Source organism: Sphingomonas sp. ASY06-1R, from assembly GCF_052180265.1.
GTDB lineage: Bacteria > Pseudomonadota > Alphaproteobacteria > Sphingomonadales > Sphingomonadaceae > Sphingomonas_I.
Map to the genome: position 1 here is coordinate 3,763,319 of NZ_CP197464.1, position 24,202 is coordinate 3,787,520.

General features: G+C 64.7%; 23 protein-coding genes and 1 tRNA gene. 13 read left to right on the forward strand and 11 right to left on the reverse strand.

Features of this window, described 5'->3' with window-relative positions:
* The first annotated feature begins 44 nt into the window (after nt 1-44).
* From lgt to ACSBM8_RS17760, 4 genes are all read left to right on the forward strand, one after another.
* A complete protein-coding gene (gene lgt, locus ACSBM8_RS17745) occupies nt 45-914 on the forward strand; it encodes a prolipoprotein diacylglyceryl transferase (RefSeq protein ID WP_442679314.1) in 870 nt (289 codons plus the stop codon).
* On the forward strand, nt 898-1,947 hold the full coding sequence (locus ACSBM8_RS17750) for a class I SAM-dependent methyltransferase (RefSeq protein WP_442679315.1): 1,050 nt from the start codon (nt 898-900) through the stop codon (nt 1,945-1,947). The genes lgt and ACSBM8_RS17750 overlap by 17 nt, the downstream gene beginning before the upstream one ends.
* Nucleotides 1,944-2,705 (forward strand): peptidoglycan editing factor PgeF, encoded by a 762-nt coding sequence (pgeF, locus tag ACSBM8_RS17755; protein WP_442679316.1) that lies wholly within the window; start codon nt 1,944-1,946, stop codon nt 2,703-2,705. The genes ACSBM8_RS17750 and pgeF overlap by 4 nt, the downstream gene beginning before the upstream one ends.
* Before the next feature lie 90 nt (nt 2,706-2,795).
* Entirely contained in the window at nt 2,796-3,368 is a 573-nt protein-coding gene (locus tag ACSBM8_RS17760) for a hypothetical protein (protein WP_442679317.1), read from the forward strand.
* Between the two features lie 253 nt (nt 3,369-3,621).
* Here ACSBM8_RS17760 and ACSBM8_RS17765 read toward each other — a convergent pair whose 3' ends face one another.
* Nucleotides 3,622-4,407, reverse strand: coding sequence for a DUF1134 domain-containing protein (locus ACSBM8_RS17765; RefSeq protein WP_442679318.1), 786 nt, complete (start codon nt 4,405-4,407; stop codon nt 3,622-3,624).
* Nucleotides 4,408-4,525: 118 nt separating this feature from the next.
* Between ACSBM8_RS17765 and ACSBM8_RS17770 the strand changes: the two genes are divergently transcribed.
* Both ACSBM8_RS17770 and ACSBM8_RS17775 read left to right on the forward strand, forming a co-directional pair.
* Nucleotides 4,526-4,615 (forward strand) — tRNA-Ser (locus ACSBM8_RS17770).
* A gap of 290 nt (nt 4,616-4,905) precedes the next feature.
* Nucleotides 4,906-5,775, forward strand: a complete 870-nt coding sequence (locus tag ACSBM8_RS17775) for an alpha/beta fold hydrolase (protein ID WP_442679319.1) — start codon at nt 4,906-4,908, stop codon at nt 5,773-5,775.
* Between the two features lie 34 nt (nt 5,776-5,809).
* On the opposite strand, the gene ACSBM8_RS17780 is transcribed toward ACSBM8_RS17775, so the two are convergent.
* Together ACSBM8_RS17780 and ACSBM8_RS17785 are read right to left on the reverse strand one after the other, a co-directional pair.
* On the reverse strand, nt 5,810-6,781 hold the full coding sequence (locus ACSBM8_RS17780) for a quinone oxidoreductase family protein (RefSeq protein ID WP_442679320.1): 972 nt from the start codon (nt 6,779-6,781) through the stop codon (nt 5,810-5,812).
* A gap of 49 nt (nt 6,782-6,830) precedes the next feature.
* Nucleotides 6,831-7,397: a TetR/AcrR family transcriptional regulator gene (locus ACSBM8_RS17785; protein WP_442679321.1), complete on the reverse strand. Its 567-nt coding sequence runs from the start codon at nt 7,395-7,397 to the stop codon at nt 6,831-6,833.
* Nucleotides 7,398-7,493: 96 nt separating this feature from the next.
* Between ACSBM8_RS17785 and ACSBM8_RS17790 the strand changes: the two genes are divergently transcribed.
* Complete coding sequence (locus ACSBM8_RS17790) at nt 7,494-9,119, forward strand: ABC-F family ATP-binding cassette domain-containing protein (protein ID WP_442679322.1); 1,626 nt, start codon at nt 7,494-7,496, stop codon at nt 9,117-9,119.
* Nucleotides 9,120-9,121: 2 nt separating this feature from the next.
* Nucleotides 9,122-10,357, forward strand: a complete 1,236-nt coding sequence (locus tag ACSBM8_RS17795; protein WP_442679323.1) for an MFS transporter — start codon at nt 9,122-9,124, stop codon at nt 10,355-10,357.
* 40 nt (nt 10,358-10,397) lie between these two features.
* Here ACSBM8_RS17795 and ACSBM8_RS17800 read toward each other — a convergent pair whose 3' ends face one another.
* On the reverse strand, nt 10,398-10,811 hold the full coding sequence (locus ACSBM8_RS17800; protein ID WP_442679324.1) for a DUF1348 family protein: 414 nt from the start codon (nt 10,809-10,811) through the stop codon (nt 10,398-10,400).
* Nucleotides 10,812-11,031: 220 nt separating this feature from the next.
* On the opposite strand from ACSBM8_RS17800, the gene ACSBM8_RS17805 reads away from it, so the two are divergent.
* A complete protein-coding gene (locus ACSBM8_RS17805) occupies nt 11,032-12,084 on the forward strand; it encodes an alpha/beta fold hydrolase (protein WP_442679325.1) in 1,053 nt (350 codons plus the stop codon).
* 40 nt (nt 12,085-12,124) lie between these two features.
* Entirely contained in the window at nt 12,125-12,649 is a 525-nt protein-coding gene (locus ACSBM8_RS17810; RefSeq protein WP_442679326.1) for a cytochrome P460 family protein, read from the forward strand.
* A 55-nt stretch (nt 12,650-12,704) separates the two neighbouring features.
* Here ACSBM8_RS17810 and ACSBM8_RS17815 read toward each other — a convergent pair whose 3' ends face one another.
* From ACSBM8_RS17815 to ACSBM8_RS17830, 4 genes are all read right to left on the reverse strand, one after another.
* On the reverse strand, nt 12,705-13,652 hold the full coding sequence (locus tag ACSBM8_RS17815; protein ID WP_442679327.1) for a PLP-dependent cysteine synthase family protein: 948 nt from the start codon (nt 13,650-13,652) through the stop codon (nt 12,705-12,707).
* 180 nt (nt 13,653-13,832) lie between these two features.
* Nucleotides 13,833-14,609: an alpha/beta fold hydrolase gene (locus tag ACSBM8_RS17820; protein ID WP_442679328.1), complete on the reverse strand. Its 777-nt coding sequence runs from the start codon at nt 14,607-14,609 to the stop codon at nt 13,833-13,835.
* 25 nt (nt 14,610-14,634) lie between these two features.
* Nucleotides 14,635-15,051: an organic hydroperoxide resistance protein gene (locus tag ACSBM8_RS17825; protein ID WP_442679329.1), complete on the reverse strand. Its 417-nt coding sequence runs from the start codon at nt 15,049-15,051 to the stop codon at nt 14,635-14,637.
* A gap of 29 nt (nt 15,052-15,080) precedes the next feature.
* Nucleotides 15,081-16,352, reverse strand: coding sequence for an epoxide hydrolase family protein (locus ACSBM8_RS17830; protein WP_442679330.1), 1,272 nt, complete (start codon nt 16,350-16,352; stop codon nt 15,081-15,083).
* 266 nt (nt 16,353-16,618) lie between these two features.
* Here ACSBM8_RS17830 and ACSBM8_RS17835 point away from each other — a divergent pair, with 266 nt between their 5' ends.
* Together ACSBM8_RS17835 and ACSBM8_RS17840 are read left to right on the forward strand one after the other, a co-directional pair.
* Nucleotides 16,619-17,731 (forward strand): redoxin family protein, encoded by a 1,113-nt coding sequence (locus ACSBM8_RS17835; RefSeq protein WP_442679331.1) that lies wholly within the window; start codon nt 16,619-16,621, stop codon nt 17,729-17,731.
* A gap of 150 nt (nt 17,732-17,881) precedes the next feature.
* Nucleotides 17,882-20,770: an ATP-binding protein gene (locus ACSBM8_RS17840; RefSeq protein ID WP_442679332.1), complete on the forward strand. Its 2,889-nt coding sequence runs from the start codon at nt 17,882-17,884 to the stop codon at nt 20,768-20,770.
* A 68-nt stretch (nt 20,771-20,838) separates the two neighbouring features.
* Here ACSBM8_RS17840 and ACSBM8_RS17845 read toward each other — a convergent pair whose 3' ends face one another.
* From ACSBM8_RS17845 to ACSBM8_RS17855, 3 genes are all read right to left on the reverse strand, one after another.
* A complete protein-coding gene (locus ACSBM8_RS17845) occupies nt 20,839-21,591 on the reverse strand; it encodes a winged helix-turn-helix domain-containing protein (protein ID WP_442679333.1) in 753 nt (250 codons plus the stop codon).
* A gap of 138 nt (nt 21,592-21,729) precedes the next feature.
* Nucleotides 21,730-22,512, reverse strand: a complete 783-nt coding sequence (locus ACSBM8_RS17850) for an SDR family oxidoreductase (protein WP_442679334.1) — start codon at nt 22,510-22,512, stop codon at nt 21,730-21,732.
* A 41-nt stretch (nt 22,513-22,553) separates the two neighbouring features.
* On the reverse strand, nt 22,554-23,138 hold the full coding sequence (locus ACSBM8_RS17855) for a TetR/AcrR family transcriptional regulator (RefSeq protein ID WP_442679335.1): 585 nt from the start codon (nt 23,136-23,138) through the stop codon (nt 22,554-22,556).
* Nucleotides 23,139-23,390: 252 nt separating this feature from the next.
* Between ACSBM8_RS17855 and ACSBM8_RS17860 the strand changes: the two genes are divergently transcribed.
* A complete protein-coding gene (locus tag ACSBM8_RS17860; RefSeq protein ID WP_442679336.1) occupies nt 23,391-24,137 on the forward strand; it encodes a winged helix-turn-helix domain-containing protein in 747 nt (248 codons plus the stop codon).
* Nucleotides 24,138-24,202: the final 65 nt, after the last annotated feature.

The following is a 24,202-nucleotide window of genomic DNA, read 5'->3' on the forward strand; positions in this document are numbered from 1 at the left end:
CCAGCCCGTTTGCCGCTGCGCCTGGCCTCCGCTAGAGCGCGGCCATGAGCCTTCTTGTCCTGGCCGCCGCTGCCGCGGGCCACCTGTCCTTCGCCGACCTGCATCTGTCGCCGGTGGCGCTGGATCTGGGTATCTTTCAAATCCGCTGGTACAGCCTGGCCTATATCGCCGGCATCCTGGTCGGCTGGTGGTATCTGACCAAGCTGATCGCGCAGCCGGGCGCGCCGATGACCCGCCAGCATGCCGACGATTTCGTCTTTTATGCCACGCTGGGCATCATATTGGGCGGCCGGATCATTTACGTCATCTTCTACGATCCGTGGATGCTGGCGACGCCGCTACAGGTGTTCAAATTGTGGGATGGCGGCATGTCCTTCCACGGCGGCGCATTGGGCGTGGTCATCGCCATCTGGTGGCTGGCGCGCCGCAACGGCCTGTCGATGATTCGCTTCCTCGATTATGTCGCCTGCTGCAGCCCGTTCGGGCTTTTCTTCGGGCGGCTCGCCAATTTCGTGAATGGCGAATTATGGGGTCGTGTGACCGACGTATCCTGGGCGATCGTCTTCCCGAGCGGCGATGCCGGCCCCTATCCGCGCCATCCGAGCCAGCTGTACGAAGCGGGGCTGGAAGGCATCGTCCTGTTCGCGATTCTGGCCTACCTCTTCTGGCGGACCCAGGCGCGCTACAAGCCCGGCCTGCTGCTGGGCGTGTTTCTGGTCGGCTATGGCGCCGCGCGCTTCTTCGTTGAATATTTCCGCGAACCCGACGTGCAATTGGGCATCCTGTCCTGGGGTCTTTCGATGGGGCAGACCCTGTCCGCGCCGATGATCATCGTGGGCGTCTGGTTCATCATGACCGCGGAGAAGCGGCGCGTGCGGGTCGAGCCCATAGCCGGCGATGCCAGCGTCTCCTGACCTGACCGATGTGCTGGCGGTCCTGATCGACGCGGACGGCCCGATCTCGATCGAGCGGTTCATGGCCGCGGCCAATGCGCATTATTACGCCACCCGCCCCGCGATCGGAGCGAGCGGCGACTTCGTCACCGCGCCGGAAATCAGCCAGATGTTCGGCGAGATGATCGGCCTTGCCCTGGCGGACCTGTGGCAACGCACGGGCAGCCCCGCCGACGCGGTGCTGGTCGAACTGGGCCCCGGGCGCGGGACGCTGGCGGCCGACATGCTGCGGGCGATGAAGGTCGCCGGGCTGAGCCCGCAGGTCCATCTGGTGGAAACCAGTCCGTTGCTGCGGCAACAACAGGCGGAGCGGGTGCCGCACGCCATCTGGCACGAGGGAATCGAGACGCTTCCGGCGGATTGCCCGCTGCTGATCGTCGCCAACGAATTTTTCGACGCGCTTCCGATCCGGCAGTTCATCAAGACCGGCGGGGGATGGAGCGAGCGGCTGGTGGCAAGGGCCGAAACGGGGTTTGCGCTTGTCGCAGGTCCGCCATCCGCCATGCCCCAGACCGATGCGGCGGAAGCAGCCGACGGCGCGATCCTGGAGAGCAACCCCAGCGCGCGAGCCTTGATGACGGCGTTGACCCGGCGGCTCGCCACACAAGGCGGCGCGTTGCTGGCGATCGATTATGGCCATGTCGATGGCGGCTTTGGCGACACGCTGCAGGCCGTGCAGGATCATCGCTTTGCCGACCCGTTGCTGGCGCCCGGCACGCGGGACCTGACCGCGCATGTCGACTTTTCCGCGCTCGCCCGATCGGCCCGCGACGCGGGGGGCCAGGTGTGGGGACCGGCCGAGCAGGGCCAATGGCTGGTCGCGCTGGGGCTGAGCAACCGCGCGGCGATGCTGGCGCGACGAACGCCCGATCAGGCGGAGACGATCGGTGCCGCCTATCGCCGCCTCACGCACCCCGAGGCGATGGGGACATTGTTCAAGGTCATGGGCGTCACCGCCCCGCACTGGCCCGAACCGGGAGGATTTCTGACATGATACGTCCCTATCAGGCGCAGGCGCTAGCGGCGGTGCCGCACGGCTTTCTCGGGCGGGAAGGCGGGGTGTCAGAGGGTATTTTTGCGGGTTTGAATGTGGGCCTTGGCTCCAGCGACGATCCGACCGCGATCGATGAAAATCGCCGCCGGGCCGTTGCGGCCGTCCTGCCCGGCGCCGCGCTCGCGACCGTGCATCAGGTCCATTCCGCCAAGGCGGTGATGGCGACGGGGCCGTTCGAAGCGGATGCGCGCCCGCATGCCGATGCGATCGTGACCGACCGGCCCGGGCTGCTGCTGGGCATCCTGACGGCCGATTGCGTGCCGGTGTTGCTGGCGGATGCCGAAGCGGGCGTCGTCGGGGCGGCGCATGCCGGCTGGAAAGGCGCGTTGGGCGGGGTGACCGACGCAACGATCGCAGCGATGGAAGAATTGGGCGCGCGCCGCGAACGGATCGCCGCCGCGATCGGCCCCTGCATCGCCCGCGCGTCTTATGAGGTGGACGATGCGTTCGCCGCCCGCTTCGAACAGGCGGATCCGGCCAATGAGCGCTTCTTCGCCGCCGGCCGCGCGGGCCATCAGCAATTCGATATCGAAGCCTATGTGCTGGCCCGGCTGGCAAACGCCGGAATCGTGCGGATCGAAGCGCTTGGCCTGGATACCTATGCCAACCCGCAGAGCTTCTTCAGCTATCGGCGCGCCACGCATCGCGGCGAGGCGGATTATGGCCGCGAAATCGCGCTGATCGGTTTGCCTGCCTGACCCTTACAGACGCTATTGACGATATGTTCCCGTTATGATCCATCTGTCGCTCGGCTGACCCCTGGGCGCGGTGAGTCGACGGAGACGATCATGAGATTGGCGGTGTTCGTGCTGACGCTGATGGCGGCAACGTCGCTTCATGCGGGACGGCCGATTTCGAACGCACGATTGCAATCCCCAGCGGCCGAGGCGGCACCGGATCCGCTGCTGATCGAGGTGCCGGACAGCGAGACGATCGGCGAATATGAGGATTGGCAGGTCGTCAAAAGCAGCACGCTGACCGCAGCGTTGACCCATAACGACACGGGTTCGCTGTTCGGGCTGATGTGCAGCAGCAATGGCTGCACTTATTATGTGAATGCGTCGGCCGAGTGCGATGCGGGGGCGGTCTATCCCGGGCTGATCAATACGGCGGCGGGCGCGATGGCGCTGACGTTGCGCTGTGCCCACGTCAAGGAAGAGGGCCAGCCTTATGCGATCCTGCTCATCGACGAGGATCTTTCCGACGAGCTGGCGGACACGGACGAGATCAGCATCACCATACCCCTGGCGGACGGCAAGGTGGATACGTCGCGCTTCTCGATGGCGGGTGCCGCGGACGCCCAGCAGGACATGCTGGACAATACAGGCGACAGCGGCCAGCCGCCGGCCGAGACGATCTGATCGTCCCGGCGCCGGCGGCCGCCCCGCACCTTAGAATATGATTACTTTACGTTCATCCGTTCGTGCCGAGTAGCGACCGAGTTGCCCGCAGGGCGTATCGAGGGCGCGTATCGAGGCATTGGTGGGTATCTCTCGATACGCGCTCTCGACAAGCCTGTCCTGAGCGCCTGCCTCGCAGGCAGTCGAAGGGCTCGATCGCAACTCGAGACGAACGGGCCCTACCGAAGTCATCACGCTCTAGAAGGACCGCGCTTTAGAAGGGGAGCCAGCTCCCTTTCTCGCGAAACCGCATATAGCCGACATTGGCGCCAAGGCGGACGCCGACGCCCAGCCGGATCGGCACGACCACGATGTGGCCGCGGCGCAGATAGGAGGCGGTGAACCCGCCCACCACATAGACATTGCCTTCGGCCGCCGGGAAACGGTGATAGAGTTCCTGCGTATCGTCTAGATTATAGACGAGCACGAACGTCTTGGCGGCATTCGCCCCCAGATCGAAGCCGATCGACGGCCCGGTCCAGAAGACCGGGCGCTGCCCCTCAATCTTGTGGAACAGCGTTCCCGAGCCGTAGCGGACACCCACCGCGATCGCGCCGCCGGCTTCGTTGCCGGCGATATAGGCATTGGGGCGCCCCTGATCCTTGAAGATCTTCTCAATGAGGCCGGCCAGCCCCGCCGCGCCCTTGCCGAACACGCCCTCGGCCGCGCCCAGCACATCCCCCTGCTCATAGGTGCCGCCACCCGACGCGTCGCGCGCCGAATGTTCCGCACGCGACGGCGGTGGCGGCATGGGCTGGCCATCGGCCGGCGCCATGGGCTGCTGATCCGAAATCGGCCGCTGATCGTCGGGCCGCGGCGATTCGGCGGGGGGCGTGGTTTCGTCTTCCATCGGCGGAGGGGGCGGATCGGCCGCCGGGCTGACCGGCGCCGGGGCGGCCATCGTGCCGGCATTGTTGGGGTCGACCGTCCGGACCTGCGCGACCGCCGTCGATGCCGCCAGCGCCATCGCCAGGATCATGCTTGTGGTTCTGCCGATCATATCGTCCCCTTCAATTCCGAGCCCATGATAGCGGTCCCGGCGCTTTCCCTGCAATGAACGTGATGCGAGCGTTGATTGGCGCGAAACGTCCCGCTATAGGCGCGACCTGCCAGGATCCGGAGACGTGGGTGAGTGGCTGAAACCAACGCTTTGCTAAAGCGTCGTACGGGAGACCGTACCGAGAGTTCGAATCTCTCCGTCTCCGCCACTGCCCAGCCGGCCTGGATTATCTAACAGAATCAACATGCTGGATAATCCAGGCGTGGCAGCGTTCAACCGGCCTATCGTCCGCGCTTTGATGTGATCCTCTCAATCACGTGGGTTCGCCAACTGGCAGGGCTGTATCCCGCAGAGGAGGGCGCCGTCGATCGGAGCATGGGATCGCCACAAGGCGGTCGTCCGATTCGGCGTGCGGCATGACGACATCGGGACGCGTTGGATCGGACCTTGTCCGTTTGGGTTGGAAGGTCTGTTCGCGAACGTCAGGAGGAGCATGCTGTGACTGCTGTAAGCTACCGACGGCAGAAGGTTGGCCAGTTCGATGTCTTTTATCGCGAGGCGGGGGCCGCGGACGCGCCCGTCCTCCTGCTGCTGCACGGCTTTCCGTCCGCGAGCCATATGTTCCGCGATCTGATCCCGCTGCTGGCGGATCGATATCGGGTGATCGCCCCCGATCTGCCCGGATTTGGACAGACCTCCATCGTGCCGCGCGAGGCATTCACCTATAGCTTCGACGCCTTGGCCGACGTGATCGACGGCTTTGTCGAAGCGCTCGCGCTTACCCGCTATGCGCTCTACATCTTCGACTATGGCGCGCCTGTCGGTCTGCGGCTGGCCATGCGCCATCCCGAGCGGGTATCGGCCATCATCTCGCAGAACGGCAACGCCTATCTGGAAGGGTTCAGCGACGGCTGGGGGGCATGGCAGGCCTATTGGCGCAATCCGAGCGCCGAGACACGCGAGGCCTGCCGCGAGTCCCTCTCCCCCGACACGATCAGGCAGTGGCAATATGGGACAGGCGTCGATCCCGAACTTTTGTCGCCCGACGGTTACGAGCTGGATATCGCCTATATGGCCCGGCCGGGCGCGGAGGAGATCCAGCTTGATCTGATCCTCGATTATCGCAGCAACGTGGCGTTATACCCCGCCTTCCAAAGCTATTTCCGCGCGGCGCGGCCGCCATTGCTGGCCGCGTGGGGCAAGCATGACCCCGCGTTCGTCCCCGCCGGTGCGACCGCCTACAAGACGGATCTGCCGGAGGCTGAAGTGCACCTCCTCGACACCGGGCATTTCGCGCTGGAAACCCACCACGAGGAGATCGCAGCCCTGATCCGAGACTTTCTCGGGCGCAAGCTGGCCCCCTCGTAAGCCCGCCAAGCGGGGCGGCATCCGTGTCGCTGCCCTATCCGGGGATAAGGAGCAGCTTTCCGGTCGTTGCGCGACTTTCGATCGCCTCGTGCGCGCGGGCTGCATCGGCCAGCGCATATTCGGTTGGCGGTGCGACGCGCAGCTTGCCCGCAAGCACCCAATCGAACAGCTGCGCCGCGGCCGCGCGCAACAGCTGCGGTGTGTGGATGTGATCGAAGAACACCGCATAGCCCAGCTTGATGGACTTGGGCAGGCTCATGATGTCGATCGGCCCGGGACCGCCCAGCACCGGTCCATACCAGCAGAATGTGCCCGATCGACGCAATGCGGCGAGCGACGCCGCGAAGGTCTTCGGCCCGGAGCCATCATAGACCACGTCGACGCCCTTTCCGCCGGTCAAACGGATCGCTTCGTCCGCAAAATCGCTGCCCGCGTCGACGATGACATGGTCGGCCCCGGCGTCCCTGGCCGCCGCGACCTTGGCGTCGCTGGAGACCCGGCCGATCACGGTGCCGCCGCGCAGCGTGATGATCTGCGTGAGGATCTGGCCCAGCCCGCCGGCAGCCGCGTGGACAAGCGCCACATCACCCGGCTGGACGGGATAGAAATCGGTCGCGAAGTGGCTCGCGGTCAGCCCCTGCATCATCAGCGACGCGGCCGTCCGATCATCGATGCCGTCCGGAACGGGGACGAGCGAGGTCGCCGGAAGGACGATCTTCTCGGCATAGCTGCCCCATCCGAAGACCCACGCCACGCGCTGTCCCACCGCCACGTCCTCGACGCCGTCGCCGAGCGCGGCGACCCGGCCTGCACCCTCGACGCCGAGTATTCTCGGAAGTGCTATCGCGTGACCCAGCTGGCTCTGCCGCGTACCGATATCCATGAAGTTCACGCCGGCGGCGGCGATGTCCACCAGCACCTCGCCCGGTCCGGGTATCGGATCCGGGCGCTCCGCTAGACGCAGCACCTCGCTACCCCCGGTAGCAATCATCTCGATAACCTTCATGGCGATTTCCTTACTTTGAACGATCGTTCCAGAACTGGCTAAAAAAAGGTCAGCGGACGACGCGCATCGCGAGATCGGCCATCGCGGCAAGATGTGCAGGCGTGGTTTCCGCCCGCGCCGCCAGTCGGATATTGGCGGTCGTCGTGATGAAAAACGTCGCCAGCTGCTCCAGATCGAGATCGGGATTGATGTCGCCCTGCGCCCTCGCCTTTTCCAACGTCTCCAGCATCGCATTCATCAGATAGGCGCCTGACTCCGCGCGGATATCGACGACTTCCGGTGCCACCCGGCCGAATTCCACCATCGACCCCAGACCCAGGCACCCGATGCTGACCTCATTAACGACGCGATCGAGCATGGCGCGGATGCCGTCGATCGCGCGCGGATGGCGCATCAGTACGTCGCGGTGCGCCTTGCATTCCCCGCGGCAATAGCGTCGCAACGCCGCCAGATAGACGCCCCATTTGTCGCCGAACGTGTCGTACAGGCTCTGGCGTCCGATCCCCATGGCGGTGACAAGCATCTGCGCAGACGCGCCTTCGAATCCGCGTTCCCGGAACACCTCGACCGCGGCATCGATCGCAGCGTCGACATCGAATTCCTTGGGACGTGGCATGGCGCACCATTTAAACTATTGGAACGCTCGTTCAAGATCGTTAATCGCACGACATGACGGCGTGGTGCCGTTTTCAATGAAGTCGATCCCTATCCTATGCCATCGATCACCGCGTCCGGATTGAGCTGGTCGACGCCCGACGGACGGCGGGTGCTGCAGAATGTCGACCTGCACCTTACCAAGGAGCGCGTCGGGCTGGTCGGTCGCAATGGGGTCGGCAAGACGAGCCTTCTCCACCTGCTGTCCGGCGACCATACGCCCTCGTCGGGTACGCTGGTGATCGACGGCACGATCCGTTTGATGCGGCAGGAGCTGCGCTCGGAGGAGACCGCGACGATTGCAGACCTGTTCAACGCAACCGACGCGCTCCGGATCCTGCGACGTGCCGAAACCGGCGACGCCAGCATCGACGAACTGGCCGAAGCCGATTGGACGATCGACGAACGCATTCGGGAAGCGCTCGCACGGGTCGAACTGGACGCCGACAGCACCACGCTTTTGGCAATGCTGTCTGGCGGTCAACGGACCCGCGCCAGTCTTGCCGCGGCGATCTTTGCCGCGCCCGACTTTCTGCTGCTCGACGAACCAACCAACAATCTGGATCGCGACGGACGAGGCGCGGTCATGCGTCTTGTCGAAAGCTGGACGTCGGGGCTCGTCGTGATCAGCCACGACCGCGAATTGCTCGAACGGGTAGACGCGATCGTCGAAATGACGTCGATCGGCGCGTCCCGCTATGGCGGCAACTGGACCGCCTATCGGGCGCGCAAGGCGGTCGAACTCGACGCAGCGGAGCGCGATCTCAACCATGCGCGCAAGCAGCAGGCGGACATCGCGCGCAAGTCCCGGATCGCCGCCGAGCGCCAGACGAAGCGCGATGCCGCGGGGTCGCGCAAGGCGGCGCGCGGCGACATGCCGCGCATCCTTATCGGGGCGCGCAAGAATGCCGCGGAGGCGAGCGCGGGCAGTGGGCGTCGGCTGAACGACCGCCTGGCCGACCAGGCGGCGGACGCCGTCGACACCGCCCGCGCCAGGATCGAAGTGCTGCAGCAGCTCTCGATCGTCCTGCCCTCCACCCACGTGCCTGCCGGTCGAACCTTGCTCGACCTGCGCGGCGTCGCCGGTGGATACGATCCCGCCGCACCGTTGTTCGACGGGCTGGATCTGACCATCGTCGGTCCGCAGCGCGTGGCGATCGTCGGCCCCAACGGCGCCGGCAAGAGCACGTTGCTGAAACTCGTTGCAGGTCTGCTCGCGCCGCTGGCCGGGCAGGTTCGCGCCACGGCGAATGCGACGATGATCGATCAACATATGACCTTCCTGGATCCGGCGGCGTCGATCCTCGACAATTTCCGACGGCTCAATCCGGGCGCCGATGAAAATGCCTGTCGCTCCATCCTCGCGGGCTTCCTGTTTCGGGCGGACGCGGCGCTGCAGCGCGTTGGCAGTCTGAGCGGTGGCCAGACGCTTCGTGCGGGGCTCGCATGCAAGCTGGGCGGGCCACGTCCGCCGGAGCTTCTCATCCTCGACGAACCGACCAATCACCTCGATCTCGACTCCATCCATGCCGTCGAGGCCGCCCTTCAGGCCTATGACGGCGCGCTGTTGATCGTCAGCCATGACGAAGCGTTCCTGGATGCCATCGCGATCGCGCGACGGGTGCGCCTTGGTGCACAGGGCGGACGCGCGCACATCACACTTCCCGCGATGGTCGGCGAATAGGGATGGCCGCGCGCTGGTATGGCGAGCTCGACGCCACCGGGCGAAAGACATTCTGGAGCTGTTACGTCGGGTTCAGTCTCGATTCGATGAACATCCAGATCTACGCATTCCTGCTCCCCGGTCTGCTGACATTATGGACGCTTACGCCGTCAGGCGCGGGCCTGTTGGCAACGGCCGCACTCGTTGCAGGATCGGCGGGCGGCTGGCTCGCCGGCGCACTGTCCGATCGACTGGGACGCGCCAGGGTGTTGCGCTTCTCGATCCTCTGGCTGGCGGTCTCGACCGCGCTGTGCGGCCTGGCCCAAAATTACGAGCAGCTGCTGTTCGCCCGCGTGGTGCAAGGACTTGGTTTTGGCGCGGAATGGGCGGTGGGGATCGTTCTGATGAGCGAGATCGCAGCCCCCGCAAGCCGAGGGCGCGTGGTCGGGACGGTCATGAGCGCGTGGGACGTCGGATGGGCGCTTGCCGCCGGCACGACCGCCACCGCGATCGCCCTTCTGCCGCCCGACATCGGATGGCGTGCCAGTTTCTTCCTGAGCCTCGTGCCCGCCGCGGCGCTCGTCTTCGTACGCTGGAAACTACCCGAGCCGGCCGCCTTCACCGCCAGAGGCGCGCATCATGCCTGGCACGGTATATTTTCGCCGGACCTGTGTGCCAGCACGATCAAGGGATGCCTGCTGGCGATCGGGATGCATGGTGGATATTGGGCCATCGCGACGTGGTGGCCGACCATGCTCAGGCTGGAACGTGGACTAAGCCCAGGTGCGACCAGTCTGCATATGGCGGTCCTCATCGCGGGATCGTTCCTGGGCTACATAAGCGGGGCATGGCTGAGCGACCGTGCAGGCCGTCGCACGACGATAGGCTGTTTCGCCAGCGGCGGCATCGCCATCATCCTTTTCGCGACATTCCTGCCGCTTTCGAACCTTGCGCTGCTGGCGCTTACCGCGCCCCTCGGCCTGTTTGCGCTCGGTATCTACAGCGCGGTCGGCCCGTTGCTTGCGGAACTCTATCCGACCAACCTACGCGGCTCGGGTCTGGGCTTCTGCTACAATGTCGGGCGCGGGATCGCCGGCGCCGTGCCCTTGGCTGTCGGCGGCAGCATCGCCCAGTTCGGATATAGCCAAGCGATCGGCTTTTCCGTCATCGCCGCCTATCTGCTGGTCCTGGTCATCACGCTGCTCCTGACGGAAACTCGTGGAACCCGCTTCATCGCCCACGCCGAGGCGCAGGCGTGATGGAACCGTCCGTCCCAGCGAAACAGGAAACGCGCCGCGATCAGAAGCCGAGATCGGTCAGCGAGGGATAGTCGGCAGGTCGCGCGCTGCCCGGCCAGCGCAAAATGCGGCGATGCTCCTCGATCGGCTGTTCGTTCGCGGCGGTGAGGCGGAGGCGGGCAAGGCCTGAATCGTCAAACTCGACATTGTCGTTTCCATAGGTTCTGAACCAAGTGCCGCTATCGGTGCGGAACTCGCCGCACAGCCGCGTGCAGAGGCGCCTTGGGCCCTCGGCCCATGCTTCGATGATCAGCCGCGATTCAAGCTCGCGGCGTCGCTGCGCTTCGAGGAAGGTTCGGATCTGATCGCGCCCCCACAGGAAGGTCACGCGATTGCGCCAGTGACAGTCGATCGTGTTGAACATGATGACGGTGTCGAGATCGCCCGCATTCCAGGCATTCTCAAAATCGCGCACCTGCTTTTCCATTGCTTCACTGACTCGGCGCATCTCAGTTCACTCTCGCAGATCGCTCCATAGTCACGGTCGGGGCAAGCGACGCCAGTTAGCGGCTGTTAGTTTCTCCTAGCTGGCCATCCCGGAGATTCCCTCACACAAGCTCATAGCGGTTAACGAGCGGCGGCAGGCTGACAGGATTACCATCTGGCATTGCAAGCTGGTTGAAGGGACGAACCTCATGTCGAAAGTCACCCGGAGTCTTGTCGCACCGGATCGTCGGGATTTCGTGTACGGCGCCGCCGCGGTTGCCGCCGCGTTCCTGGGCAGCACCGCCGCGCCCGCCCAGGCGGCGCGCGGTGCTGGTGCATCGCCCGGCCGGGTCCCTGCGGCGTTCCGATCGATCAAGCAGATCAAAGCGGGCGTGCTCAACATCGGCTATGTCGACATGGGCCCCAGCAACGGCCCTGCCGTGCTGCTTCTGCACGGTTGGCCCTATGACATACATGCCTTTGCCGAAGTGGCGCCGCTGCTCGCCGCCAAAGGGTATCGCGTCATCATCCCGCATTTGCGTGGTCACGGGACAACATTGTTCCAGGCGGCGTCCATACCCCGCAACGCGCAACAGGCGGCGCTCGCGCATGATGGGCTAGCGCTCCTGGATGCGCTGCGGATCCAGAAGGCGATCGTTGCCGGGTTCGACTGGGGCGCGCGGACCGCGGACATCATGGCGGTGCTGTGGCCGCAACGGTGCAAGGCGCTCGTGTCGGTAAGCGGCTATCTGATCGGCAGCCAGGCCGGCAATGCGGCACCGCTTCCGCCGAAGCAGGAACTGCAATGGTGGTATCAATTCTATTTCGCGACCGAGCGGGGCAAGGCGGGTTACGCGGCAAATACGGCAGCGTTCAATCGCCAGATCTGGGAACTGGCATCGCCGCAATGGACGTTCGACGACGCGACCTATGCACGATCGGCAGCCTCCTTTGCCAATCCGGACCATGTCGAGATCGTCATCCACAATTATCGCTGGCGGCTCGGCCTTGCGCAGGGCGAAGAGCAATATGACGCGGTCGAAGCAAAGCTTGCGACAGCCCCCCCGGTATTGATCCCCGCCATCACGCTGGAGGGCGACGCCAATGGTGCGCCCCATCCCGATCCGGCGAAATATCGCGCGAAATTTGCAGGCCCCTACGAACACCGCGCCGTAACGGGCGGAATCGGGCATAACCTGCCGCAGGAGGCACCGCTGGCCTTCGCCAATGCCATCCTCGACGTCGCCGGTCGGGCCGGCTGAGGTAGTTCGTGGAGCGGATCGACCAATCGGAGATATCCGTATGACGCGAATAGCTGCAGCCGCTTTGGCGCTGTCATCGCTGGTCTTCGGGATATCCGCAATGGGATCGGCGCGCAGCGCGTCCGGCCAGGGTTCGCCTGTCTATGACGTCACCCTCCCAACGGGCTATCGGGACTGGACGGTGATCAGTGTCGCACACGAAGCGGGCAAGAATAACGACATCCGCGCCATCCTCGGCAACGCCATCGCGGTAAAAGCCTTCAGGGCCGGCAAGCGGCCTTTTCCGGACGGAGCGATTATTGTCCGGCTGGCGTGGCGCTATGAATCGTCTCCGCGGAATGACGCAGTGTTTCCGGCGCCGCAATCCTTCGTCGCCGGCCCTCCCACCAACGTGCAGGTGAGCGTCAAGAATGCGAAGCGCTATGCCGCGAGCGGCGGTTGGGGTTACGGCCAGTTCGAAGATGGCAAACCCAATCGGGACGAGCAGCTCGTCCGGACATGCTTCGCCTGCCACGCCAAGCTTCCGCAAGGAGACGATTTCGTCTTCACCGCTTATTCGCGGTAATTGCCGCGTCGCGGACGCCCGTCTCGAGGCACGACCGTTGAACGTCGCGATCCGACTATATGTCGAATAGCGATCCATTCATATATTTCAGGCCGGTGTCGCAGGCGACGGTGACGACCGTGCCGCCGGGGCCGATCGTGCGTGCCAAGTCGAGGGCGGCCGCCACATTCAATCCCGTCGATGTGCCGACCAGCAGGCCTTCCTCTGCGGCGAGGCGGCGACACATGGCGCGCGCGATATCCTCGGGGATCGCCCACACATCGTCGTAAAGGGACGCGTCCAGGAAGGGCGGTACGAAGCCCACGCCGATCCCCTCGACGCTGTGAGGCCCCGCATGGCCCTGCGAGATCGCCGGCGACGACGCTGGCTCCAGCACGATGACCTGGGTGTTCCGGTCGGCCGCCTTGAGGACTTTAGCGACGCCCATGACCATGCCGGCAACGCCGACAGCCCCGCAGAATGCGTCGATCCCGCCGGGAAATTGCACCAGAAGTTCGTGGCCGATCGCCTCATATCCGATGAGCGCGTCCCGGTTTCTGAATTGATCGGACGGAAAGCAATCCTGCGCCAACCCGATTTCCGCCGCACGCCGCGTCATCGCGGGGATCAGGCCCGCACTGATCTTTCCGTTTTCGCTCGGGATGATCTCCACCGTGGCGCCGAACGCCGCCATCGCCTTGCGTTTTTCACGGGCGAACGCGTCGGATGTGACGACGTGGAATCGGTAGCCTTTGATCGCGCAAACGAAGGCGAGGGACGATCCGGTGCTGCCGCCGCTGGCTTCGACGACGGTCATTCCTGGCTTCAGCGCCCCCCGCCGCTCCGCTTCCGACACCATGGAATGGGCCATGCGGTCTTTGTACGACCCGGTAGGATTGAAATATTCCAGCTTCAGGAACACCGCCGCGGAGCCAGCCGGAACAACCTTGTTAAGACGGACGACCGGTGTGTTGCCGATCGTGTCCAGCGCCGACTGAACTGGCACGGGAGGGGTGTTACGCATTGGCTCGTCTTTCGTCGCTTGCGACACTGTCGGCATCGATCGCGCCGACCATCGCAGGCCGTGGCGCGTCGACAGGGTGCCTGTCATCGGAAGGATAAGGGACCCAGGGTCGGCGCGGGGGGACGGACCGACCCTGGGAATGCGTGCCGGCGCGGGGGACGGAGACGCCGGCGACGCACTTTATGGAGCGGTAGCCGCTCGTTCGATCATGCGGGCTACGGCCGGGGCGTTTGACACCATCAGGACATGCGACGCGCCCTTCACCACGACGGTCTGCCGCGATTGCGCCCGCTTCGCCATGAACGCGTTCGCGGCGGGCGGTATGTTCTTGTCCGCATCGCCGTAAATGAACCACGACGGGACGTGCTTCCAGGCAGGAGCCGTCGACGCCTCGCCGAGCGCGGCGTCCGCAATCGGGCGCTGCCCGACGGCCATCAACCGCGCCGCGGCGGCCGGTACATCGGCCGCGAACTGATCGCGGAAGCGGGCCTGCAGGATATAGAGGTCGGTACCACCACCGGAAAGCTTGACCGGCGGCGCGAGCGCCGGGCCCAATGTGCTTCCCGGAAACTTGCCCGTCAGGTCTTTCGCGCTTTCGCCCGTGTCCGGCGCGAAGGCCGCCACGAACACCAGCGCCTTCACATTGGCAGCGCCCTCACCCGCCTCACTGATCACGGATCCGCCGTAGGAATGGCCGACGAGGACCACCGGCCCCCGGACGTTCCGCACGACGTCGGCAACCGCATCGGCGTCGGCCCGCACGCCCCTGAGCGGGTTCGGTGCGGCGATCACCGGGTAGCCATCCTTTTCCAGGATTCCGATCACGCCGTTCCAACTCGAGGAATCCGCGAATGCCCCATGGACCAGGACGATGGTGGGCTTGGTCGTCGGCGCCGCGACCGTCGGTGTCAGGATTGCCGACGCCGCCATCAGCGCGCCCGCGATGCGTATTTTCATACCAGGTTCCTTTATCGCGGGGGCGTCAGGCGAGCGTGACCACGGCATCGATATTGCCCTTGATCGCCTTCGAATAAGGGCAGGTCCGGTGGGCGGTTTCGATGAGCTGGCGGGCAAGCTCTGGATCGATCCCCGGGACGCTGACCGCCAACCGGGCGGCAAGCGAATAGCCGTCATCGCCGTGGCGCAGCTCCACCTGAGCGTCGATCGCAAGATCGGGTGGGAGCATCACACCCTTCGCCTTGGCGGCGATGCCGATCGCGCCCTCGAAGCAGGCGGACCAACCGGCGGCGAGCAATTGTTCCGGGTTGGTGCCCTGTCCGGGGCCGCCGGGGGTGGAAAGCTTGATGTCGAGGCGACCGTCACTGCTGCGGGCATTGCCTTCACGCCCGCCCGTGACGTGAACCTGCGCGGTGTAAAGTGTCTTCGTGGCTTCAGACATGGATCTTCTCCTTGAGGGTGATGGATCGGTCAGCGCAGCGCGCGGAAAGCGGCGCGCACTTCGTCGGTGAAAATCCTGGGCTGTTCCCACGCGGCGAAATGGCCGCCGTTGCTCGCTTCGTTGAAGTAGAAGAGCTTGGTGTAGCAGCGCTCCGCCCAGCTCCTGGGCGCGCGGAAGATCTCCCCCGGGAAGACGCTGACCGCGACCGGGATGTCGATGATCCCCTTCGCATTGAAATTATTGGTATGGTCTTCCCAGTAAATCCGGGCCGCGGAAGCGCCGGTCGCGGTGAGCCAGTATAGCGAGAAGTCGTCGAGTATCTCATCGCGCGTCAAAACCCGTTCGGGATCGCCGCCGCTATAGGTCCATTGCGCCACCTTCTCATACATCCAGGCGGCCATTCCGACAGGGGAATCGACCAGCGCGTAGCCGATCGTCTGCGGCCGGGTGTTCATCTCCGCGGCGTAGGCGGAATTGTCGCGGTAGAAAGCGACGAGCTGATCGAAAGCGCCGCGTTCCGTGGCGGTCAGCGTCGTTGGCGCGGGGTCGCCGGCCGCCAGAATCCTGGCAATGTCGGCGGGAACCACGGCGGGCATATTGAGATGCACGGCCAGCAAGCCCGGTACGTGCTGCAACGCCATCCGCTGCGAAATCACGGAACCGCAATCGCCGCCCTGGGACACATAATGGCGATAGCCGAGCCGCTGCATGAGCGTCGCCCAGGCCCGGCCGATATGGTCGGATCCCCAACCCACTTTCGTCGGCTTGGCGGAGAAGCCGAAACCCGGGATGGATGGGATCACGACATGGAATGCATCCTCTGCCTTGCCGCCGTGCGCGGTCGGGTTGGTCAATGGTTCGATCACCTTGAGGAATTCGAGGACCGAGCCGGGCCAGCCGTGCGTCAGAATCATCGGCATCGCCTTTTCGTGGCGGGACCGCACGTGAATGAAATGGATGTCGAGACCGTCGATCTCGGTCATGAACATCGGCAGGGCGTTCAGCCGTGCCTCGATCTTGCGCCAGTCATAATCCGTCGCCCAGTAGCGCGTCAGGCGCTCAAGGACGTCACGACGCACACCCTGACTATCGTCGGTCGCCGGCTGCGTGTCGGCCCAGCGCGTCTCCAGGATACGCCGCTTCATCGCGAGGATGTCACGGTCGGGAATCGCGATCCTGAAGGGACGAACCGCCGTTCCGCCCACCTGGGCGCTGACCAGCGACGGCAAGGCACCGGCGGCTCCAGCCAGGGTAGCACCGGCCACGAACTGGCGGCGCGAGGCCGTAAAGTCTCCAAACATCTGTCGTCTCCCTCAACCGACCTGCGTCGTGTTCTGGGAGCTTAGAGCGCCGCTCGACCGATGCGCGTTAGGTTGCATGATGGGGCGTTAGCGCTCGCAATGGATGTGCTCAGGCCCCCGCGTGCCAGGATGTAAAGGGACGCTTTGAGGCGCCGCCCTATCAACAGCTAACGCGCCTGACGCGACGGCTAACACCGGCCGCGTGCGCCCGCGCTTACATGATTGTTGTCCGGACCACGGGTCCGACGCCAATGTGAGTTCAGGCCATGAATAAAACGCGTTCCATCGGTTTTATCGCCGCCGCCCTTCTCGCCGGCGGTGCGACCACGGCGTTCTGCTTCGGCGATGCGCTTGGCCTGGCAGCCGCCAATCCGCTTCAGGACGAGCCAGCGATTGCGGCGCCCCCAGCGGGCGCCACCGACCGGCCTTTGGACGTGCTTGGTAATGTTCCGACCTGGCTCACGCCCGTCGCCGGCGGCCCCCAGGCGCTGCGCGGCAAGGTCGTCCTGGTCAATTTCTGGACCTATTCGTGCATCAATTCGCTGCGCGCCCTTCCCTATTTAAGGGCGTGGGATGCGCGTTACGGCGCCAAGGGTCTGGTCGTCGTCGGCGTCCACGCGCCCGAATTCGGATTCGAGCGGGATGCGGCCAAGGTCCGCTTGGCGATGGGCACGCTCGGCGTCCGGTACGCCAACGTCCAGGACAATAACTATGCGATCTGGAACAGATTCGGCAACGAAGGCTGGCCGGGATTCTACTTCATCGATGCAAAGGGGCAGGTCCGCGGCTATCGGATCGGCGAAGGCCATTATGACGAGGCCGAGCAATTCCTCCGCAAACTGCTGACCGAAGTCGGGCATGACGTGACCGGCATCCGTCCCACACCCGTGCCGGCCACAGGCATCGAAGCCCAGGCCGATTGGGGCCAGCTCCGGTCGCCGGAAGCCTATATCGGCTATGCCAAGGCGGAAGGTTTCCTTTCCCCCGGCGGGTTGGTCAACGATGCCACCCACCGCTACGACGCCGCTGCCAGCATCCCGCTCAATCGCTGGGACCTGACGGGACGCTGGACGGTCGGTCGCGAATTCGCAACGCTGGACAGTGCTGGCGGCGCCATCCGCTACCGTTTCCATGCGCGGGACGCGCATATCGTGCTCGGCGGCGCGCGCGATGGACAGCCGATACGGTTCCGCGTGACGATCGACGGCGCAGCGCCCGGCCCAAATCACGGCGTCGACGTCGACGCCGCCGGCTGGGGCACGGTCAAGGCCGACCGATTGTATCAACTGGTCCGCCAAACCGGCGAGGTGGCGCACCGCACGCTCAAGATCGAATTCGCGCGCCCCGGCGTGCGCGCTTATGTCTTCACCTTCGGCTGATCGTCCCGGACGGAAATCCACGTGGAATGAGCTGGAACGCACGTTCCAGAATCGCTATGACCCGATATCCGGGCCGATCGAGGCCGGATATGTTTGGGAAAGCCTTCGCGCACGGCCGCGCGGTTGGCCTTTTCCGGGGAATGGCGGGACATGGCGGACGGGACAGACTTTCATCGTGGAGAGCGAATACGGTTCGGGCCGTTCGACCTGTTTCCCGGTGAGCGCCTGCTGACGAAAGACAATCAGCCTGTCGACATAGGCGGTCGATCGTTCGACCTTCTCGTCGCCCTGATCGAGCAACCGGGTCGCGTATTGTCGAAGCGGGAGCTGCTGAAGCGCGTCTGGTCCGACGTTGTGGTCGAAGATGGCAGCCTGCGCTTCCATATGGCCGGGCTGCGCAAGCTGCTCGGGGAGGGCCAAGACGGCGCCCGCTACATCGCGACGCAGGTCGGGGTTGGCTATGCCTTTGTCGCGCCGGTCGATCGCGCGCATCCCGCTGGAACACCCATGCTGGCGGAACCGGTCGCGATCGATGATGACCGTGCACCGCGACCAGCCGGATCGTCGAATCTGCCGGCGCGGCTGCCGCGCCTCATCGGACGCGACAAGGATATCGATCTTCTGATCGGCCGGATTACCGATACATCGCTGTTCACGATCGTCGGATCGGCTGGCGTCGGCAAAACCACTTTGGCCATCGAGATCGCGCATCGGCTTGCCGCGCAATTCGACAATCCTGTGACCTTCGTCGACCTCGCCATGCTGGAAGATCCTGCTTTGGTACCGCAGATGGTGGCGGGCGCGATGGGCATTGCCGTGCAGAGCGACGATCCCGCCGCCGCGATCCTCGGCCATATCCGCGATCGCCGGCAGCTCATCCTGCTCGATAATTGCGAGCACCTCGTCGACGCCGTTTCGCGATTCGTCGAACGGATGATCGAGGCGGCGCCGAACCTGCACATCCTCGCGACGTCGCGCGAGGCGCTGCGGATCCGCGACGAGCATGTGCATCACCTGGAAGCGATGGACTATCCCGACGCGGTCGAGGGACATAGTCTTGAAGAGCTGCTGGCTTATCCTGCGGTGCAGCTGTTCTGCGAGCGCGCCATCACCGGCGACAGCTCGCTCCGGATCGACCTGAAGGCGGCAAGGCTGATCGCCGACATGTGCCGACGTCTGGACGGCATGGCCCTTGCCATCGAACTCGCCGCGGTGCGCGTCGCCACGCACGGGCTCGTCGCCACCGCGCGCATGTTGGGCGCGCGTTTCAGCCTTGGCTGGTCCGGCCGCCGGACGGCATCGCCGCGTCAGCAAACGCTCCAGTCGATGCTCGACTGGAGCTACGATCTGCTTTCGGATGGCGAAAGGATCGTGCTGCAACGCTTGTCGGTTTTCGTGGGGCCCTTTTCCGTCGACGCCGCGCTGGAGGTCGTCGCAGACGGTCACATGAATGCCGATGAGGTGGCAGCGGGGCTGGACGAGCTCACATCGAAGTCGTTCGTGGTACCGGATCGCTCGCGTGGTACGGCGACCTACCGGCTGTTGGAAATGACGCGTGCCTATGCGCGTGAGAAGCTGGTCTCTCGCGAGAGCGCGGCGCTGACTGCGGTCGCCAAACGGCATGCCGGATTTTTCCTCGCCGAATTGGAGGCGGCGGTTGCGCAGGACGAGGACGCCTTTCACGACGCGCGCGCCATCCGCCAGCAACTTGGCAATATCCGAAGCGCGCTCGACTGGAGCTTCGGCGAACAGGGCGATCTGCGGATAGGCGTGAGATTGGCGGCGGCGGCCGCCGGCATTTTCCTGAACCTGTCGTCCCTGGTCGAATGCCGCACATGGTGCGCCCGTGCGCTGGGCGAAATCCAGGAAGCGCAGCGCGGCAGCGCGATCGAGCTGGAGCTTCAGGCGGCGCTTGGCATCTCCCTGATGTTCACCCGAGGCAACAGCCAGGCGGCCGGAGACGCGCTCGTTCGCGCGCTCGACGTCGCCACCGCGCTGGAGGATCATTGGAACCAGCTGCGGATCCTGGGCCTGCTCCACATCTTCCACGAGCGGATCGCCGAATATTCGACAGCCTTTGCGTACGCAGAGCGCGCGGTCGAGATCGCCAAGACGATCGACGAACCCGAAGCGCTTGGCGTGGCCTATTCCCTGTCGGGGATTTCCCATCACCTGGCCGGCGACCAGATCCGTGCCAAACAGGATCTGGAATTGTCGTTGGCCAACAGTCCGCCATCCCGCCGGGGCCGCACCATCCGCTACGGCTTCGACCACCGGAACCGTTCGGCAATCGCACTCGCGCGTACCTTATGGCTGACCGGACATCCCGGCGAAGCGGTGCAGCTCGCCGGGGAGACGGCCGGGGCCGCCGCGCGGATGGACCATCCCGTCACCCATTGCATCGCCCTGATATGGTCGTTGGCCGTGTTTTCGTGGGCGGAAGATTTCGACAAGGCGGAGCAGGCGCTCCACATCTTTTCCACCTGCGCCGAGGTCAACGCGATGGGGCCCTATATTGCCGCCGCAAACGGCCTGCGCGGCGAGCTGCAGATCCAGCGTGGGCGAACCGGAGACGCGCTCGGAGCGCTTCAGGAGAGTCTCTCGCGCCTTCGGGCTATCCGCTATGAACTGCTGACGATTCCGTTCTCGATCGCCCTGTCGCACGGTCTGATGCTCGCGCAGCGCCTTCCGGAGGCGCGCGACCTGATCGATCAAACCATCGCACGGTGCAACGCCACCGAGGAGCGCCTGATGTTGGCGGAAGCGCTGCGCATCAAAGCGCGGATCGCGCGGGCGAACGGCGCCGAGGCAAGCGTGCCCGAGGCGCTGTTGTCGGACGCCATGACGCTCGCCCGAGCGCAGGGGGCATATGCCTGGCAGTTGCGCGCAGCGATCGATCAGGCCGAGCTGCTCATCGCGCTCGCGCGGTCGGCCGAGGCGGCCGCGCGGCTCGGGGAGGCCCGAACCCATTTTGCCGAAGCCGATATGTCCCACGACGTCCGCCGCGCGGATGCGCTGCTAGCGGGGCTGGGTTCGTGAAATGTCCTGGGCGTATCCGCGGTGAGACGAGGCTTACGCGCCCCTCCTGCGGGTAGAGAGATTAGCCCCTATAGGACGTCTACGCCGACATCGAACCGGTAGCCGACTCCCCGCACGGTCCGAATAAACCTGGGGGCGTGCGGGTCCCGTTCGAGCTTGCGCCGCAGACGTACGATCTGCACGTCGATGCTGCGATCGAGCACGTCCTCGTGAACCCGCGTCGCCTGCAGAAGATGCTCGCGCGACAGCGGCCGCTGGGGCGCTTGCACCAAGGCGCTGAGCAGCGCGAATTCGCTTTTGGTCAAAGAGACCGCGTCGCCGGCCGGCGAAGTGAGCTCCCGTTGTCGTTGATCGAACGACCAACCGGCGAAACGGAAGATGGCTTCGCGCTGTTTCGCCGGGCTGCGCCGATCCATGGTCCGGCGGCGCAACGTGGCGCGAATGCGGGCGAGCAATTCGCGCAGACCGAGGGGCTTCGTCAGATAGTCATCGGCGCCCAGTTCCAGAGCACTCACGCGATCCGTCTCGTCGTTGCGATCTTGGGCGATGAGGATGACCGGCACGACACTCCTGGCGCGCACGTCCTGGAGAATGCCCAGCCCGTTCTCGTCCCCGAGATGGGGGTCGAGGATCACCAGGTCCGGCTCGCGAACGGCGAGCGCATGCATCAATGCTTTCCGACCGCCGACGGCCGATGCGCGGATATTATGCTCGGTCAGATAGGTGACCAGCATATGCCGCACGGCGGGGTCATCGTCGACGATCAGAACGCGCGCGGCCTGCGCCTGTGTCATGAAATCGGCGATGTTCACAAAGGTCATTTGCCCCTCCCAGCGTGACGCCGCGGCGTGCACGCCGCCCGCTTGACCGCATTGGCCGGCGACGTCGTGCCCGGATGTACGATGCCGATATGTGTGACACGCGTTATCGCTTGTGAGCTGCCGCTATATAGCCGCGACTTAAAGCGTGTAGCCGCCGTCAATCGTGACGCTGGCTCCGGTCATGTAGCCGGCGTCCGCGCTTGCCATATAGGAAATCAGGCCGGCGATTTCCGAGGGCTCGGCCACACGCTTCAGCGGGCTCTTTTCCGCCAGGGCTTCGAGATAGGCGGCGTTGATGTCGGTATTGGTCGGCCCGGGCTGGACGTTGTTCACGGTGATCCGACGCGGCGCCAGATCGAGCGCGAGCCCCTTCACCATCGACGCGACCGCGGCCTTGCTGAACTGATACATGCTGGCGCCGGGCGTGCCGGTGCGATGCACGACGTTGCTGCCGATTGTGATCACACGGCCCCCGTCGGTCATCTGCGCAGCCGCCGCCTGGATGGCGAGGAACACGCCGCGGACATTGATGTTCAGGATCTGGTCCAGCTGCGCGACGGTCGCGACGTCAATGGTGCCCATGGTGAAGATGCCGGCATTGACCACGACCGTGTTGATCTTGCCAAATGTCGCCACGGTCTGCGCGACGGCATCCCGGATCTGATCGACATCGGAGCTGTCCGCCTTGATGGCGAGCGCCTGGCCACCGCCCGCGGCGACAGCGGTGACCAGCGCCTGGGCTTTGTCATCGCGCGAAACATAGGTGAACGCGACGGCAAATCCGTCCTGGGCAAGCCGTGCAACGGCGGCGGCGCCAATGCCACGCGCGCCACCAAAGACCAACGCGACCTTGTTCGAAGCTTCACGCATTTTCATTCTCCTTCTGGACATTGTTGTCCATAACTTGCCGCAGATCGGCATTTGCTGGCGCAGCCAGGTTCTTCATTTCTTAGGGAGCAGCCCTATCTGGCCCGAAGGCGGTCGACGGTGAAATTTGCGATCTGCTGGAGCTCGCTTGCGCCAGCGCCAGCCCGGGCGGCGGTCTGCAGTCCGCTCATCGACACCTGAATATAGGCCGCCGTTTCGGCGGGATCGAGCGACGCGTCGATCTCGCCCCGTGCCTGCCCGTCGCGGATACGCTCGATGAGCCCGCCGCCAAGGACCGGACCGACCTTGTCGCGCATTTCGACCAGCTCGGCGTCGCTGGATCCGAACTCGATGACCGAGCCGATACCCATGCATCCAAGCCCCCGGCGCGCATCGTCTTCGGGAACAAGCCCCACCAGAAGATCACGAAGGCCGGCAATCGGCGAGTCCGGCGAGGTCAGTCGTGCCAGTTGCGCGCTGGTAGACCGACGCTGATAGGCGCGCAGCGCTTCCAGATAGACCTGCCGCTTATCCCCGAACGTGTTGTAAAAACTCTGCCGGCCAATGCCCATGGCGTCACGCAGATCATCGGTCGTGGTCGCCGCGAAACCCTGTGCCCAAAAGACGTTGATCGCCTTTTCCAGGGCTTCGTCTCGGTCGAATTCGCGTGGTCTCGCCATAACCTTCAGATAGGGTTATGGACTGCTTTGTCAAGAATCCTGTTTGCAGTAATCGCTGAGCATCGATGGGCGCCAGCTGAGAATTGCTCATGTCGCAATGACATGCGTCCTGCTCGCGCATCTTCTGCCCCATCCCTAGATCGCGTTGAGAGAGCGTTACCGATGAAACGCACGAGCATGGGACGCATGCTGCGCAGTCGATCGAGCTGCATGTCGCGTGCGGATCCCCCTTGGAAGGTCGCAGAGTAGAAGATGGGCGTATTGGATATCGGCCGGGACAGCCTGACGAGGAAATTGCCCAGCGTCCTGATCCTCGACCAGAAGGCAATGATGCAGCACATGATTGCCGATGGCCTGCACGGCCATGTGCGCGCGACCGTCGTCCGCACCGCGCAGTCCCTCGTCCGGGCATTGGTGTCTCGCCGGCCCGATCTGGTCATGATCGTCGTTCATGACGGTGACGACGCGCTCGATCTGCTCCGCGACCTGCGCGGCCGCAGCGTGTTACCGGTCATCCTGCTGGCTGGGCACGGCTGCGGTGAGATCGACTGGATCGACGCGCTGGAAGCGGGTGCCGACGATGTGATGGCGCGGCCCTTCACCGTTCCGGAGCTGCTGGCGCATGTTCGTGCGCTGTTGCGACGGCGAACCATGGACATGCTGAACCCGATGCGGCGCGATTGGCAGCGCTATCGCTTTGCCGGTTGGGTGCTGGACCAGCGCGCGCGCCGGCTTACGGACCCTTCCGGCGCGGACATATGGTTGACCAAAGGCGAATTCGCGCTGCTGAGTGCGTTTGTCATCGCCCCCCGCACGCCGCTTTCGCGCGAGCATTTATTGCAAGCCACGCGGATCCATGAGGATGTGAGCGACAATAGCATGAATGTGCGCGTCCTGCGATTGCGACGCAAACTGGGTGACGAAGCCCGCAGCCCCGCGCTGATCCAAACCGCACGCGGCGTGGGATATATGCTGACCGCCGACGTGCAGATCGTCTGACACGCCGATAACCGTCGCTTCCGCCCATGCAGGACGCATCGTGTCCTTACGCCGCAGATGGCCAA